This is a genomic window from Singulisphaera sp. GP187 (assembly GCF_900129635.1).
Taxonomy (GTDB): Bacteria; Planctomycetota; Planctomycetia; order Isosphaerales; family Isosphaeraceae; genus Singulisphaera.
Window position 1 is genome coordinate 2615921 of sequence record NZ_FSRB01000002.1, and the last position, 15773, is coordinate 2631693.

At 62.6% G+C, this 15773-nt stretch carries 9 protein-coding genes; 5 read left to right on the forward strand and 4 right to left on the reverse strand.

Annotation, left to right across the window (positions count from 1 at the left end; all coding sequences use genetic code 11):
* Window positions 1–88 precede the first annotated feature (88 nt).
* From BUS42_RS34500 to BUS42_RS34510, 3 genes are all read right to left on the reverse strand, one after another.
* Window positions 89–1438: an alkaline phosphatase family protein gene (locus BUS42_RS34500; RefSeq protein ID WP_074315702.1), complete on the reverse strand. Its 1350-nt coding sequence runs from the start codon at window positions 1436–1438 to the stop codon at window positions 89–91.
* Between the two features lie 91 nt (window positions 1439–1529).
* Window positions 1530–4841: an efflux RND transporter permease subunit gene (locus tag BUS42_RS34505; RefSeq protein WP_074314713.1), complete on the reverse strand. Its 3312-nt coding sequence runs from the start codon at window positions 4839–4841 to the stop codon at window positions 1530–1532.
* A 55-nt stretch (window positions 4842–4896) separates the two neighbouring features.
* Entirely contained in the window at window positions 4897–6309 is a 1413-nt protein-coding gene (locus BUS42_RS34510; protein ID WP_074314715.1) for an efflux RND transporter periplasmic adaptor subunit, read from the reverse strand.
* A 358-nt stretch (window positions 6310–6667) separates the two neighbouring features.
* Between BUS42_RS34510 and BUS42_RS34515 the strand changes: the two genes are divergently transcribed.
* The 5 genes from BUS42_RS34515 (at window position 6668) to BUS42_RS34535 (ending at window position 14363) form a co-directional block, all read left to right on the forward strand.
* On the forward strand, window positions 6668–7369 hold the full coding sequence (locus BUS42_RS34515; RefSeq protein ID WP_074314717.1) for a response regulator transcription factor: 702 nt from the start codon (window positions 6668–6670) through the stop codon (window positions 7367–7369).
* The gene (locus tag BUS42_RS34520; protein WP_074314719.1) at window positions 7366–8844 is read left to right on the forward strand and encodes a sensor histidine kinase; all 1479 of its coding nucleotides are present in this window, start codon (window positions 7366–7368) and stop codon (window positions 8842–8844) included. The genes BUS42_RS34515 and BUS42_RS34520 overlap by 4 nt, the downstream gene beginning before the upstream one ends.
* Before the next feature lie 173 nt (window positions 8845–9017).
* Window positions 9018–9383 (forward strand): hypothetical protein, encoded by a 366-nt coding sequence (locus tag BUS42_RS34525; RefSeq protein ID WP_074314721.1) that lies wholly within the window; start codon window positions 9018–9020, stop codon window positions 9381–9383.
* A 177-nt stretch (window positions 9384–9560) separates the two neighbouring features.
* Complete coding sequence (locus BUS42_RS34530; protein WP_074314723.1) at window positions 9561–11183, forward strand: efflux RND transporter periplasmic adaptor subunit; 1623 nt, start codon at window positions 9561–9563, stop codon at window positions 11181–11183.
* A 27-nt stretch (window positions 11184–11210) separates the two neighbouring features.
* The gene (locus tag BUS42_RS34535) at window positions 11211–14363 is read left to right on the forward strand and encodes an efflux RND transporter permease subunit (RefSeq protein WP_074314724.1); all 3153 of its coding nucleotides are present in this window, start codon (window positions 11211–11213) and stop codon (window positions 14361–14363) included.
* A gap of 118 nt (window positions 14364–14481) precedes the next feature.
* Here the strand turns inward: BUS42_RS34535 and BUS42_RS44500 are convergent, their stop codons facing one another.
* Window positions 14482–15486, reverse strand: a complete 1005-nt coding sequence (locus BUS42_RS44500) for a hypothetical protein (protein ID WP_216821112.1) — start codon at window positions 15484–15486, stop codon at window positions 14482–14484.
* Window positions 15487–15773 lie beyond the last annotated feature (287 nt).

The window sequence follows — 15773 nt, forward strand, 5'->3', positions numbered from 1 at the left end:
GGGCCGTGCCCACCCTACAAGAGATTCAAGAAGTGATCTCGTCTAGTAGGGTGGGCATGGCCCACCAGGGTTTCACTTATGCCGATCCTCAGTCGCCTTCCGCAAGGAGCTCGGTGAGGATCCGCCCGGTGGCCTGCTTCAAGGGAACACCCAGCAGTCGAGCCGCGGTCGGCGCGACATCACTGTTGTCGAGGCTCTTGAGCTTGACCCCCGGCTTGATACCCGAACCCGAGGCGACGAAAATCGCGTTCATCTTCGGTTCGGTCGACACGAACCCGTGCGATCCCGTGTTACCCGCCTTGTTCTCCACGACGAACTCGTCGCCGGCGGTCGAACCGCCGACGGTATAACCGTCCTTGGCTACGAGAATCAAATTGGCCATGTCTTTATGAGTGGCCGGCGTCGGCATGTGGTAGCGGGCGAAGTCGTCGGGTCCGAGCACCGCCACAATTCCCTCGGCGCCTTGAAAGAGTCGACGCACGGTCTCGGCATCCTGCGTGGCGGTCTCCGGATCGGTGAGGTAGACCAGGCCGGTTCCCCCTTCGGGGATCACCATCGCTCGCGCCGACGTGATCTTGCCCTTCTCGACCGTGATCAACCCTTCGCGTCGCAGCACCGCATTGGGGCTGATTGACTTCTGAATGGCCGCGAAGCCATGATCGGCCACGACGAAAATCGTGGTTCGATCGCGAAGTCCCGCGTCGTCAATGGCCTTGACCACGCGGCCCACCATGGCGTCGCAGAGCGCGGCGGCTGTATAGCCAGGCGCGGAATTGGGGCCGTACTTGTGATGGGTCGAGTCCAGATTGAGCAAGTGAAACGCCAGCAACCTCGGCTTGCGCTGGCGAATCACGTGGCAGGCGGCGTCGGTCCAGACCTCGTCCCGAACGATCGATCCGCCGTCCTTGAAGTGACGAAGTACGCCGGACTCGGTCAGTTCCTTCACCAGGCGAGGGCTGGAGTGTTGGATTTCATCCGGCACGTCGGGGAAATTGTCATCGATCGATGTTGAACCGCGCGTGCAGGGCCAATTGATCGCCGCGCTGGTCAAGCCGGCCTCTTTGATGACATCAAACAAGAGCGGGACCTTGACCAGCTCCTGCTGCGTCTTCTTCGGATTCACATGAACCGCTTTGGTGACGCTTGACCGTTCGAGCCCACCATTGAAAAGCACGCCGTGCGTTTCCGGGTGAACGCCGGTCATCAACGTCGTGTGGTTCGGCCAGGTGACCGACGGGTTGGAAACCTGCATCCCGTCGACAGCCGCGACCCCTGACTTCGCCAGCCCGCGAATGACGGGCAGCGAAGCGTGAGGATCGTTGAAGTAGGACGAAGGGAGGCCGTCGATCGTAATGACCACAACGTGCCGCTCGACGGCGGAGGCCACCGAGCTCAGACTGACGACCAGTCCGAAAACGAGCGTCAGAACCTTGGACATCAGCATTATTCCTCAATCGTGGTGGTTACCGAGTCATCAACGTCGAGCGGGCGAGTATAAACGTCGTTATGCCCGTCGGCCACAAGCGAACTCAGACGTCTTCCTGTTCCTGGTACGACTCATCCTCGAAGGTCGACTCACTCGGTCCCTGGCTCGCCACGCTGTCACGAACGACCAACGAATAGAGCGAAGGGACGACGAACAAGGTTGTGAGCATGCCGGCAACGATACCTCCGATGACCGAACGGCCGAGCGGACCGTTCGCCTCGCTGCCCCGGCCGAGCGCCAGGGCCATCGGGATCAGCGCGAAGAACGACGCCAGGGCGGTCATCACGACCGGACGAACGCGAATCGAGGCCGCCTTGCGGATCGCGGCGTCGGGCGTCAGCCCCTCTTGAACCCGCAAGTTCTGGGCGAAGTCGACCAGCAAGACGGTGTTCGAGACGACGATGCCGACCATGAAGATCACGCCGAGCAGTGATTGCACGTTGATCGCCGAGCCGGTGACGAAAAGCATCAGGACCACCCCGATCAGACCGAGCGGCACGGCGAACAGAATCACCAAGGGGGTGAGATACGACTTGAACAGGCCGGCCATGAGGAAGTAGATCAGCATCGTTGCCAGGACCAGGCCGATCCCGAGACTGCTGAACGTCTCCTGCATTCGGGAATACTCACCGCTTAGCTCCATTGAGGCTCCCTTGAGCGGCGTTCGAGGCGGCACCTTGTCCGACGGGTCGTAGGGAATCCATGAGGCGGTCCCCGTCGAGTCACCGAACTCGTTGACCATCTTGGTGACGTCGTCGGCCACGTGCCCGAGGTCCCTTCCGTCGACACCCATCGTCAAGTCGATGGTCGACTGCAAGTTGGTGTGCGTAATCTCGGTGGGCACCGTACCCCGTCGCAAGGTGGCAAAATTCCGGATCGGGATCGGCTGCGCCTGCTTCGGGCTCGTGATCGGAATGTCCAGCAAGGTTTCGACCGAGTCGATATCCTCCTCGAAATACTGCACGCCGACGAAGTACTGGTTCCGGCTGACCGGGTCGATCCAGAAGTTCTTCTTATGGAACTGAATGCTCGAGTTCATCGCGGCGACGACGTTCTTCATCACCTCGGCCTGGTTGAGTCCGAGGTCGGCAACCTTGGCGCGGTCGACTTCGATGATGTACTGCGGGTAGTCAAGCCGCTGGATGATCCGGGCGTCGACGACGCCCTTGATGTGCGTGACCTTGCGCTGAACCAATTCCGCGACCTTACGCGCCTGGGCCATATCCTTGCCGGAGATCCGGATGTTGATCGGCGAGGACTTGCCCTCGTTCATGGCGGAGCGAATCATCCCGCCGGCATCGAAGGCGAACTCCAGGTCGGAGAACGACCGATCGTTCGCGAACCCGGCGCGAAGCAGGCGAACATACTCTTGCGCGGAGTGATGGCGATGCTCCACGAGCTGGACCTTGACCACCCCATCCATCGGCCCGGCGTTGGGGGTGTAAGCGGCCGACAGGTCGGCGACCACGCCCAACTCTGAGATAATAATTTGCACATCCTTGCCAATTTTGTCGCGGACGAATTGCTCGACCCTCGCGATCTTCTTCTCGGTCTCCTCAATCCGCGTGCCGCTGGCCGCGCGAGCGTAGATCTCGAAGGCACCGGCATCGACTTCGGGGAAGAACTCGCGGCGGAGCTGAGTTCCCAGGAGCCCGAGCACGGCGACCAGGGTCACCAAGGAGCCCAGGACGGTCATGAGCCGGTAGTTCATCACCCGCTCGAGCTGGCGGACGTACCAGCAAATCCCGGTCTCGATCACTCCCTCCCACCACGCCTGAGCGCTCAGGAACAGATTCCGCAGGGTCGCCTTGCGTCCCCCGTGCTCATCGGCTCCCGCGTGCCCGGCCTGATCGCCATGTCCGTGGCTGGCGTGGGGACGCAACCAGCGGGCGGACCGGGACGGGACCAGGGTCTGGGAGAGGAGGTAGGCCGAAGTCATCGCGAACGCCACCGACGCGGCCATCGGCCGATAGAGGAACTCACCCAGGCCAGGCATGAGGGCCAGCGGGGCAAGCACCAGCAGCGTACAGATACAGGCGACCAGCGCGGGCATTGCCACCTCGCTGGCCCCCAGGTAGGCGGCCTCCTCGGGCGATGCGCCCATGCCGAGATGGCGGTGGGTGTTCTCCAGGCAGATGATCGCGCTGTCCACGAGCGGACCGATCGACAAAGCCAGGCCCGCCAGGGTCATCACGTTCACCGTGTTGCCCGTCGCATTCAGGCCGATCATCGCAGCCAAAACCGCAATCGGGATCGTCATGAAGGCGATGACCGTCATCCGCCAATCGCCGAGGAAGAGCAAGATCACGAGCGAACAAAGAACGGCGCCGAGCACCCCTTCCTCAGCCAAACTCTCGATCGATTGGCGAACATAGACCGACTGGTCCATGACAAGCTTCAGGTCGATCCCACTGCGGGTGAGCCGGGCCTTCATCGTCTCGAGCGACGATCGGAGCGTGTCCACCACTTGCAGGGTGCTGGCCCCCGCCTGACGGAAGACCGGCACGTAGACCTGACGCTTGCCGTTGACGCGCACAATGTTGGTTTGAATGAAGTTGGCGTCTTTGGGGGTCGCCACATCCGCCAGGTAGGCGGCGTTCCCATGCTCGTTGCGGAGTGGGATCTGGCCCATGTTCTGCACCATATCGAACATCGAGTTCGAGTCGATGGCGTAGTCGGTGGTGCCGAACTTGACGCTGCCGGTCGGGAGAAAAACGTTATATTCATCAACCGACTTGAGCACATCCAGGGGCGAGAGGTGGCGGGCCTGGAGCTTGACCCGGTCGAGGTAGAGCATGATCGCGCGGACCTTGCCGCCATAGACCAAGGGGGCGTTGGCCCCCGGCTGCGACATGATCTGGGGCCGGACTTCGTAGCGGCCGGTGTCGAACAGGGCCGCTTCGCCCTGATTCGGACTGTCCAGGGCGAGCAGGCAGACCGGGGTCGTCCCCGTCGGGTCGTAGGGCAGAACGACCGGCGGGAGCGTCCCGGGGGGCATCGTGGGAAATTCCCAACCGGCCAGCGAGTTCGTCTCGGTTAAAGCTCCGGCCGGGTTCACGTTGCTGCGGAAGTAGTCGCGAACGATGCTGACGCCGACGATCGAGCGTGACTCCAGGCGCCGTCCTCCCGTCGCTTGAACGACACCGCGTTCCAGTCGGGCGGTGATGTTCTTCTCGATACTGGCCGCGGGCATCCCGCCGTAGAAGACCAGCGTCTGCACCGCCGGACTGCGGAAGACGGGCAAGATGTCGATCGGGATCGAGTAGACGGACAACGTCCCCAGCACGACGATCGCCAGTGACAATACGGTCACGGCGATCGAGTTCTTGAGGGACGATCGAATCAAACCGTTCATGGGTCAAGCCTCTCCGAAGGGGCGATCAACGACGTCCGCGAGCGTTCCATCGGGCTCAACCGGATACCTTGGGGCTAACGGTCATTCCCGGCTCGATCACGCTGTTCGAGCGCAAGACCACGGCGTCGTCCGGCTTGATTCCCGAGTCGATCTCGACCAGAGTGCCGTTGTCGGCTCCCAGCTCGACCTTGACCCGTTCCACCTTGCCGTCGCGAACGACCTGCACCACGCCTTGCCGCTTGCCAGAGCGCTCGAGAACGCAGGCCGTGGGCAACGTCAGACGTTCCGAAAGCGCTTCCAGGCCGATGCTCGCACGGCCGTACATGCCCTCACGAAGCAGACGATCGGGGTTCTCCAGGTCGATCTCCACGCGCATCGTCCGGGTCTGATGATCCTCCGACTCGGCGATCCGCGCCACCTTGCCCTTGAACTCACGGGTCCCGACCCCGTCGATCGTCACCACGGCCGGGTCACCCGGATTGGTGAGCACCACGTCCCGATCGGGCACGCGGACGACCACGCGCATCAGGTCCGTCCGCACCACGGTTAGCAAGGGCAACTCCCCCCCCGCCGTCGCCGCGCGAACAAAGGCGCCCGGATGGAAATTGCGGCGGGTGACCACACCATCGAAAGGCGCGAGAATGTTCGCGTATCCCAAATCCACCTTTGCCTTGTCGAGTTGCGTTTCCGCGACACGTACCGACGCCTGCGCCTCGATCACATCGGCCTTGGCTTGTTCGACTCTCGCCACGGCGCCTGAAAGCTTGGCCTTGGCGGTCTGAACCGTGAGCCGAGCGGTCTTTTCCGCCGCTTTGGCGGCATCCACCGCATTCAGGTTTTCATCGACCACGCTCTTGGGGACGGCACTGCGCTCGAACAGGCTCTTGATGCGGGTGTATTGACTCTCGGCGAGCCGCAGGCTCGAGACCAGGCGGTCGATATCGGCCTCGGTCTGGGACACGGTGGCGACGGCCGTCTCGCGCTCGGCGTCCACCGCATCGACCTTGGCCGCGGCTTGCAGGGCCTTGGCCTTGGCCTGATCGAGCATCGCCGCGGCGAGTTCCACGGCGTTCTTCTCGCGTGGAACGTCGATCTCGGCGAGCAGATCGCCCTTCTTGACTCGCGAGCCGATGTCGACCGACTGTGACTTCAAGTAGCCCGAGACCATCGAATAGAGGTCGACCGCCTCGAATGAGTGAACCGAGCCGGGCTGGACTGTCACTCGCTCGATTCCCCCTTTTCTCGGGTGAATGACTTCAACCTCAGGAACGGCACCGTCCGCGGTCAACGCCGATGCCGCGGTTCCGGGCTTCGAATGCCCTCCCGTCTCTTCCCCGTGCCCCGACATCTGTGACCAGGTAACCACCACGCCAAGGACAAGCAAGACCGGCAGTGAAAGCCACCACCGAAACGACTTCGGTCGCGTCTGCCGTTGCGGCGAGCTCATGCCTACTGGGGTGCTCGACATGAGGATTGATCTCCAATACTTGAGAAAGGTAAGGTCGGGAGGGAAAATTTCGGAAGCGGCGTGTAACTCGGCTGGGGGACTCTCGAGCCAGGCGATCCGAGGAATCGCCCGACGCACTCTTCGCGATGTGTCATCTTATGCCATGGTCGATAAGCTCGCAATTAACGGAAAGTAAATTCCACCTTACCTTTACCGCGATGGCGAACCGGACGGTTGGCGGCAATTCCGAACTCAAAACCTGGCTGCGGACCGACGATTGGGAGTCGGGAATCGTGGTCAAACCAAAACAAGTTGCGACATGATTGAGTCTTAAATTGATCATTTAATGCGCGCACGAGGACGGGGCAAGGGAAACGACATGAGCATTCGCATCCTCGTCGTCGAAGACGAAACGAACATCTCCGACTTTCTGATTCGCGGTCTGCGTGAGGAGGGGTTTCTGGTGGACCACGCCGCAGACGGGCTGAGTGCCTGGCGAGCGTTGCGGACCGGCACCTGGGACCTCGTGCTCCTGGATTGGTGGCTGCCCGGCCAGGACGGCTTGACCCTGCTCCAGCGGTTCCGGCAGTTCGATCGCAGTACCCCCATTTTGTTTCTCACGGCGCGCGACCAGGTCGAGCACCGCGTGCAGGGGCTCGACAGCGGCGCCGACGATTATCTCTGCAAGCCGTTCGACTACGAGGAGCTTTTGGCCCGGATCCGTGCCCTGATCCGCCGTCGCGAAACGGGGGGCGGCACCTTGGTCTCCTGGGGTGAGCTGACCGTGGACCTGGCCACTCAGCGCGTGGAACGTGCCGGCCACCCGCTCGACTTGACCGCCCGAGAGCAGAGCCTGCTCGTCTACTTCCTCCGTCACCCCGGGCAAGTACTTTCGCGCACCCGGCTCTACGAGCACGTCTGGGACGATCGCCACGACGGAGTCTCGAAGACCTTGGAGGTTCACGTCATGGAGCTGAGACGCAAGCTCGAAGCCCACGGCCCCCGCGTCATCCATACGATGCGCGGTCGCGGCTACATCCTTGGCAACTCACCCCAGGACCTCTTCGGAGCGAAATCGTGAGGCTGGTCACCCGGTTCTCAGCCTTTTTCCTCACCGCCCTTGCGCTCGTCCTCGTGGGGTTTTCGACGACCGTTTACCTCGTGGCGCAAAGCCATCTCTTCCGCGAGCTCGACGAGCGGCTGGAGCGTGCGCTCGACACGCTCGAGGCCTCCGTCGACATCGAGCCTGGCGGGCTGGAATGGGAGCCGACGGACCGCCGAATCGCCTTGGGCCTCGATCTGGGCCAGGACGAAGTGCGCTGGGCGGTGCGCGATGGCGAGGGAACGCTCGTCGATCGCTCGGCGAACGCCGGGAGCGGCGGATTTCCGGCCGGCTGGGAGGCACGCGCCTGGCCGACCAACCCTCCCGACGGCACGGTCGTCGGCAAAGTCGCCGGTTGGCGGATGGCCGGGCGACGGATGCCGCTCAAGGCACTGCTCCGGCTCGGTCGCGGTCATCCCGACGATGAGCCTGGATATGAGGTTCAGTACCCGGTACTGGTCCTGATCGCAGGCTTGAGGCCAGGCCCGGTCAAGGCGACGCTCAACCAGCTTGGGGCCACGTTGGTCCTCTTGTCGCTTGGGATCTGGCTGCTCGCCCTGGCGGGCGGACGGCTGCTCGCGCGCCGGGCGCTGGCGCCACTGACCCGGATGGCGGAAACCGTCAGCACGATGTCAGCCACGGACCTCGGACGACGGGTCCCGACCCCGCGAACCGACGATGAGCTCGACGCCCTGGGGCAGGCTTTCAACGGGCTGCTCGACCGGCTCAATGAGGCATTCGACAAGCAACAGCGGTTTGCCGGTGACGCCTCGCACCAGCTCCGCACCCCACTCGCCGCGCTTCTCGGTCAGGTCCAGCTGGCGCAACGTCGCGAGCGCCCGGTGGCAGAATACCGCCAGGTGCTCGACCGCGTGCTCGAGGAAGGGATGCGGCTCCGGGTCATCGTGGAAACCCTCCTCTCGCTCGCCCAGCCCGAGCCGCCAAGCCTCCTGCTCTGCGATCTCGACCTCGCCGAGTGGCTGCCCCACCACCTGGAACGCTGGGCCGACCACCCGCGCGCGGCCGACCTTCGGCTCGAGGTTACTCCCAATCCGTTAGCGGTACGTGTTCATCCGCCGATGCTGGCCCAGCTTCTGGACAACCTGATCGATAACGCCACCAAGTACAGCGAGCCCGGCACACCGATCCTCGTGCGGGGGGAGCGGGAGGGAAGCTCGATCGTCCTGGGTGTGGAAGATCGCGGTCGCGGCCTGAGTACCGAAGAGTCGGCCCACATTTTCGACCCGTTCTTCCGCGCGGAGGGGGCACGGAACGAGGGCTTGCCGGGCAACGGCCTCGGCCTCACGGTCGCGCGGCGAATCGCCTCGGCGCTGCACGGCACGCTCAGCCTCACGAGCCGATCGGATCAGTTCACCCGGTTTACACTCCGGCTCCCCGAGCGACCGGTTCCCACAAATGTCAGCCCTGGAATTGACACTCAAGCGTCGGTTTAAATCATTCGCATTTCAGATTGGACGGGATTCACCCGATGATGATGTAGAAGAGCGAATTGCGGCACCAGAGTCGACCAGTCGTCCGCGGGATTGAAGGATCCCTTGACCTGGGGCGCCGTAAGCTTATGCTTAAGAGACTTGGTCCCGCGCAGTCACGAGAGGTTCCCAAACGCGTGCGATCGTTATTGGCGTCCTTCCTGGCCCTCCTGATTACCCTCTGCCCGCTCCTCTGCGGGGCGGCTGAGTTCGGCCAGGGTGCGCATCGGCACGACGTCCCGGAAAGCACGTCGCACGACTCGTCGACGCCTGACCAATGCCCCGAGGAAGGGGACAACTGCATCTGCCAAGGTGCCGTTCAAGCAGGTCACGTCCGCTTCTTCGGTGCCGACGCCGTCGACCACACAATTTTGGTCGGTGTGCTCTTTCCCTCCGCTCTGCAATCACTCACCTATCTGACCAAGGAACGGTCGTCAACCGGTCTGGGTCATTGGGGCAACGCGCTCGCCATTCGCTCGTTTCTCCAGAACTATCGCTGCTGAGTCGCCCTCCCCGCGCACCTTCATCAATTGCGCGGTACCTCGCCGCCGGCCCGCCATTTGGGCCCACGGACCCTCACGTCAACTGGTGATCACTCGCGCCAGTCAGCCGGCATGCGCCTGCGCGGCTCGCGGTGAGTGAGTCAATCAATCTCGACACTTTGAGACGAGGCTAGACTCATGAAGCGAACGATCCTGATCGCGATTGCGCTGCTCCTTACCGTAAGTGCTGCCGGAGTGGGCCTGACCGTGGCACGCCCCAGTTGGCTGCCCCATTGGGCACGCGTGGGACCATGGAACGGTGAATCCCCTGCAGACCACGGTCACGGTGAGGCGGGACACTCGGCGGCCGATGCGGGCCTCTATTGCAAAGAGCATGGCGTTCCCGAGAAGTTCTGCACCCTCTGCCACGAGGAGTTGATCAAATCGCTCCCGCTCTGCAAGCAGCACGGCAACATCCCCGAGGAGATTTGCACCAAGTGCCACCCCGACGTTGAAAAAACGTATAAGATCGAGATGTGTCCGAAAGGGCACGGCCTTCCCGCTAGCTTCTGTGTCGAGTGTGGGAATACGTCGACGAGTTCGGCCTCACTCCCTGATGACGGCTGGTGCGCAACCCACGGCAAGCCCGAGCTGCAGTGCCCCGACTGCGCCAAGAGCCCGAGGAAGATTGGTCCCCTCGCGGCGGGGGAGCTCCCCGAAGCTTGCCGTCAGCCCTTGCCAATCGTTAAGTTGCCGACTCCCAAGCTCGTCCGTCAGGTCGGCATCCAGACGGCCCTGGTGACGGAAGAGGTTCATGCGCACCGCTTGAGCGCGAATGCCGAGACCGCCTACGACGCGAATCGCTATGCCGAGATCAGCCCGCGCGTCGCCGGCTTTCTTTCCGAGATCCGCGTCGACCTTGGCCAGACCGTGCGGCGCGGCGATGTGCTGGCGGTCGTTGACTCGGCCGAGGTCAGCTCCGCCAAGGGGCAGCTCCTGTCCGCCCAATCGGCCGTCCGCCTGGCGCAGGCCACGGCCGAACGAACAAAGTCGCTCACACAGTCGGGTGCGGTGCCGGCTCGCGCCGAGCTCGAGGTGCTGACGACGCTCAACCAGGCCCAGACCAGCGCGATGGACGCCGAGCAGAAGCTTCGCAACCTCGGGTTCGACAATGACCAGCTCACTACGATCATCAAGACCAAGGACACCCGAAACCTGCTGGACATCGTCGCGCCGATCGACGGGGTCGTCGTCCTCCGCCACGCGGTTAAAGGGGAAGCGGTGCAAGCGACCAGCCAACTCTTCGCCGTGGCCGACACCGCGAAGATGTGGCTCTGGATCGACGTCTACGAACATGATATTTCCTTGATTACAACGGGGCAGCCGGTCTCGTTCACCATCTCGGGCGCCAATCCGACCGGGCAAGGATATGCCTTTCTGGGTGAGGTGACCTGGGTCGGGACCGAGGTCAACAACAAGACCCGGACCTCCCGGATCCGCGCCGAGCTGGCCAACCCAAACGGCCGACTGCGTGCGAATCAGTTCGGGGAAGCCGAGATCCAGATCGGTTCCGAGCACAAGGCGATCGTCGTTCCCAAGACGGCCGTGCAACGTAAGGACGGCACCGACCTGGTCTTCCTCCCCCTCGAAGCGTCGGGTCAATATCGCGCTCAGCGAGTCGTCACCAAGCCGACCGACCAGATCAATGTCGTCGAAGTGGCCTGGGGCTTGAAGCCAGGCCAGCGAGTCGTCACCAAGGGAGCCTTCATGCTCAAGACTGAGATCATGCGAGGCGCAATCGGCGCGGGCTGCTGCGAATAAGCGCGACAACCAGGAAGGAACCCCGCGATGCTGAATGCGCTGATTGATTTCAGTCTGAAGAACCGCTTCGTCGTTCTCTTGTTAGGCGGCGTGCTGATCGTCCTGGGAGTGCGGGCCGCGATCTACCTGCCGCTGGACGCGTTCCCCGACACCACGCCGGTCCAGGTTCAGATCAACACGACGGCTCCTGAGTTAGCCCCCGAAGAGATCGAACGGCAAATCACGTTCCCGGTCGAGATGGCACTCGGCGGACTGAAAGGGCTCGAGGACGTGCGCTCGATCTCGAAGTTCGGCCTCTCGCAGGTCGTGGCCATCTTCGAGGACGGGACCGACATCTACTTCGCGCGCCAACAGATCAACGAGCGGCTGGGAGAGGTCCAGCTTCCCAAAGACATCGAGCGCCCCTTGATGGGTCCGGTGGCCACCGGGCTCGGCGAAGTCTTCCACTACATCCTCACCAGCGAGAACCCGGAGTACGACCTGGCCGAGCTCAGAGCGATTCAGGATTGGGTGGTTCGCCCTCGCCTGTTGCGCGTACCGGGGGTCGCCGAGGTGAACCCCTGGGGCGGTCTCGCCAAGCAGTTCGAGGTGCGCGTCGACCCGATCAAGCTCGCCAAGTACGGCCTGTCGCTCGACGAGGTCATCCAGGCACTTGAGGATAACAACAAGAACGTCGGCGGCGGTTACATCTTGCGGGCCGGCGAATCGACCCTGGTCCAGGGCGTCGGCCGGGCCCGTTCGCTCGAGGAGATCGCCAAGATTGTGATCACGGCCCGCGACGGCGTGCCGATCCGGATCGGCGATCTCGGCGAGGTCGCACTCGGCCACCGAATCAGGCGCGGGGGGGCCACCGCGAACGGCAAAGGCGAGGTCGTCCTCGGCCTCGCGTTCATGCGGATGGGGGAGAACTCCCGGCAGGTGACGATGGCTCTTCATAAAGCGATGGAAGAGGTCAAGTCCGCACTTCCTAATGGCGTCGAGATCAGCTCGGTCTATGAACGGACTCACCTTGTCGACCAGGTGCTCAAGACCGTCGAGCACAACCTGTTCGAGGGGGCCCTGCTCGTCATCGCCGTCCTGTTCGCCTTCCTGGGAAACCTCCGCGCCGGAGTGATCGTGGCCTCGGCGATTCCGTTTTCGATGCTCTTCGCCGTGACGATGATGGAGCGCGTCGGTATCGCCGGCAGCTTGATGAGCCTGGGGGCGATCGACTTCGGCCTGGTGGTCGATAGTTCGGTGGTCATGGTCGAAAACTGCGTCCGGCACCTGACACTGGACCAGTCGAACCGCTCGAAGCTCGACGTGATCCGTGAGGCGGCGGTCGAGGTCAGGAAGCCCACGATGTTCGGCGAGTTGATCATCATGATTGTCTATCTGCCGATCCTCACGTTGGAAGGGATCGAAGGCAAGCTGTTCCGGCCGATGGCCCTGACGGTCGTCTTTGCTCTGGCCGGATCAATGGTCTTGTCGCTGACCTTGATGCCCGCCCTGGCTTCGCTGGGACTCCCGCGCACGATGCGAGACCACGAGACCTGGGTCGACCGGATCGCCCATCGCCTCTTTCAGCCGATGCTCCGCCTCGGGCTCCGGTTCCCCTGGACGACGCTCGGATTCGTCGGATCGATTACGGTGGGCACGACGATCCTCGGTCTCAGCCTGGGCTCGGAATTTGTGCCTCGGCTCAGCGAAGGAACGATCGTCATCAACACGATCCGACTGGCCAGCGTGAGTCTTGAAGAGTCGCTCGAGTACGGCACCCGAATCGAGTCTCTCTTGAAGGAATCGTTCCCTGACGAGATCGACCAGATCTGGAGTCGAACCGGCACCGCCGAGGTCGCGACCGACCCGATGGGATTCGAGGTCTCGGACGTCTACGTCACGCTCAAGCCGCGCGACCGCTGGAAGAAGGCGACCTCGCAGGATCAACTCGTCGGGGCGATGGCCAAGCTCACCGAGACTTTGCCGGGCATGAGAGCTGTCTATAGCCAACCGATCGAGTTACGACTCAATGAAATGGTCGCCGGGATCCGGGCCGACCTCGGGATCAAGTTGTTCGGTGACGATCTCGAATTGCTGAAAGACAAGGCGGCCGAGATCGAACGCATCGTCAAGCAGATCCAAGGCGCCGCGGACGTCAGCACCGAGCAGGTCACGGGTTTGCCCGTGCTCCGCATCGAGGTCAATCGCGATGCGCTGGCGCGTCATGGGATCCCCGCGCGGCAGGTCCTCGACACGATTAAGGCGGTGGGAGGAATCCAGGTCGGCGCGATCCTCGAACATGACCGGCGGTTCCCCTTGGTCGTTCGCCTGCCCATGTCCTATCGAGACGATCCGCGCTCTCTCGAAAAGATCATGATCGAAACCGCGGCGGGCCAGCGGCTTCCGCTGACTCGATTGGCCAGCGTGGTGGAGACGACCGGTCCATCGACCATCCAGCGTGAGTGGGGTCAGCGCAGAATCGTGGTCCAGTCAAACGTGCGTGGCCGCGACATGGGCTCATTCGTCGAGGAAACCCAGCAACGGATCGAACGGGAAGTGAGCCTGCCGACCGGCTACTATCTCGAATGGGGAGGCCAGTTCGAGAACATGCGCCGGGCCGAGCGGCGGCTCTTGATCGTGGTTCCCCTGGCCCTGGCGCTCGTGCTCAGCCTGCTCTACCTGACCTTCCATTCGTTGCGCGATGCCCTGATGATCTTCAGTGGTGTCCTCTTCGCACGAGTCGGCGGCGTGTTCGGTCTCTGGCTGCGCGGGATGCCGTTTACGATCTCGGCCGGGGTCGGCTTCGTCGCACTCGCCGGAGCGTCGATGCTCGAGGGTCTGGTCCTGGTCAGCTACATCAGGGACCGGATGTCGCACGGAGTCTCCAAGCGCGAGGCCATCGAGCAAGCCCGGCTCGCGCGGCTTCGGCCGGTGCTGATGACCGGCGCCGTGGCCGCGCTCGGCTTTGCCCCGATGATGCTCTCAACCGGGGTCGGCGCCGAGGTCCAGCGGCCACTCGCCACGGTCGTCTTCTTCGGGATGGTCTGTGACACATTCCTGACCATGCTGGCGTTACCGGTCCTCTATCTCCTGTTCGGAAAAGGGCCGGCCCCATCCGTCGAAACGAGCGATGACCAAGCTGTTGGCGATCGTCTCAGGCCAACGCGAGAAGAGTCATCCGTTCCACTCGTCGAAGTGTGAGGCGAGCGCCTCTTGAGCCGGCAAGAGGCGTTCTTTTGATCGCGTCCTTCTCAATTGGCGTACCAAGGGTTCGTGAGTTCGAAGCGTCAGGGGCAGGTTGATCGAGAACAGCCCTCGTTTACGTCTTTCGGAGCAGCAAATCCAGGACCCAGCACCCTCGATAATGCTCGCGCTGCTGTCGGCAGTGAGCGAGGATTTCGGGATCGTGGCAGCCGGCTTGTTCAAGGACATCCGCCAGGACGGGCAAGTCCGCAAACGCGCGTTCCTCGTAGATCGCCTGAGCCAGCTTCGGGACCGCCCGGTCGTTCGCTAACAACCATGATTCATCAATCGTCACGGGTTGAAAGATATTGCCGAAAAGGTCGAGGATCAGGAGGGCCTGGCGGCTCTCGGCCACACCCGCCGGCCAAGCCCGATCCTCACCGTGGGGACCGCCGATCCGGGCAAGCCCCACCGCCTTTTCAGCAAGCTCGAGAGCATAGTCCGCCTCGTTGACGACCATCCGAAGCGCTGATTCCTCTTCATTGGGGAACAAGGCGCGGTAGTGAACCAGCGAGACGGCCAGCAGCTCTTCCTTGCTAATGAGGCTGTCTGCATACTTTTCGACCGCGTCGAGCTCGGCTTCAAACAAAGGGTCGGCGAACTGGAATTCAGCAACCTGCTCATAGCATGCGACGGCAAACAACCGCATCTTTCGTTCACTGTAAGAGGGGTGCTCAAACAGGAAAAACAACATCGAACTCGAATCGTGCGTGGCGAGCCATTCGAGTTCGTCCATCCAGGGTATCGAGGCGTTGAAGAATGGGCCATCCTCTTCTCGAGATCCCATGCCTTGATTTGGCGCATTCGCACAAATTGACTGCGTAGCCGGGTCGGTCAAAACGACAAGCGACGCGAAATCCGACTGTTGGATCACCTTACGGATCAAGTCCACGGCATATTGACGATCGATCTTACCGGCAACAAGCTGGTCTTCGATCTGAGTCGGTGACGCTCCGTTGCGGAGGGAATCCATGATCTGAACCGAGAGACGCTGATCCAGCCGTTTGAGGTAGAGCGCAGCGGCAGCCAGCAACCCGAGAATTGTCAGGCCAAACGTCAAGAGGAGGATCCGAAATTCCACGTTCACCCCTGTCCCAAAGAGCTGATCGATGGGCCATCCCGCGGAGGAGTTCAACTGGCAGACGGACGGACGCGCAGACCCGTTCCTACAGCGGTTCTCCGTCGGATGACGCAGTCTTTGTGGTGTGAGATACGAGACGGTCGCCACGTGATAGGGGCGCTTCGTCCGTCGGAAGACAGGGAGCTTACACTCCCCGCTCGCCTTTCAGAGGCGAGCGAAGACCAACGAGTAAGGGACGGCACCGATCGTGGTTCCATGAATTTCGCTCGCCTCTGAAAGGCGAGCGG

Coding starts and splice junctions, on each gene's coding strand:
- BUS42_RS34530 (WP_074314723.1), top strand. CDS start 9,561: ATGAAGCGAACGATCCTGATCGCGATTGCGCTGCTCCTTACCGTAAGT.
- BUS42_RS34515 (WP_074314717.1), top strand. CDS start 6,668: ATGAGCATTCGCATCCTCGTCGTCGAAGACGAAACGAACATCTCCGAC.
- BUS42_RS34510 (WP_074314715.1), bottom strand. CDS start 6,309: ATGTCGAGCACCCCAGTAGGCATGAGCTCGCCGCAACGGCAGACGCGA.
- BUS42_RS34500 (WP_074315702.1), bottom strand. CDS start 1,438: ATGTCCAAGGTTCTGACGCTCGTTTTCGGACTGGTCGTCAGTCTGAGC.
- BUS42_RS34535 (WP_074314724.1), top strand. CDS start 11,211: ATGCTGAATGCGCTGATTGATTTCAGTCTGAAGAACCGCTTCGTCGTT.
- BUS42_RS34505 (WP_074314713.1), bottom strand. CDS start 4,841: ATGAACGGTTTGATTCGATCGTCCCTCAAGAACTCGATCGCCGTGACC.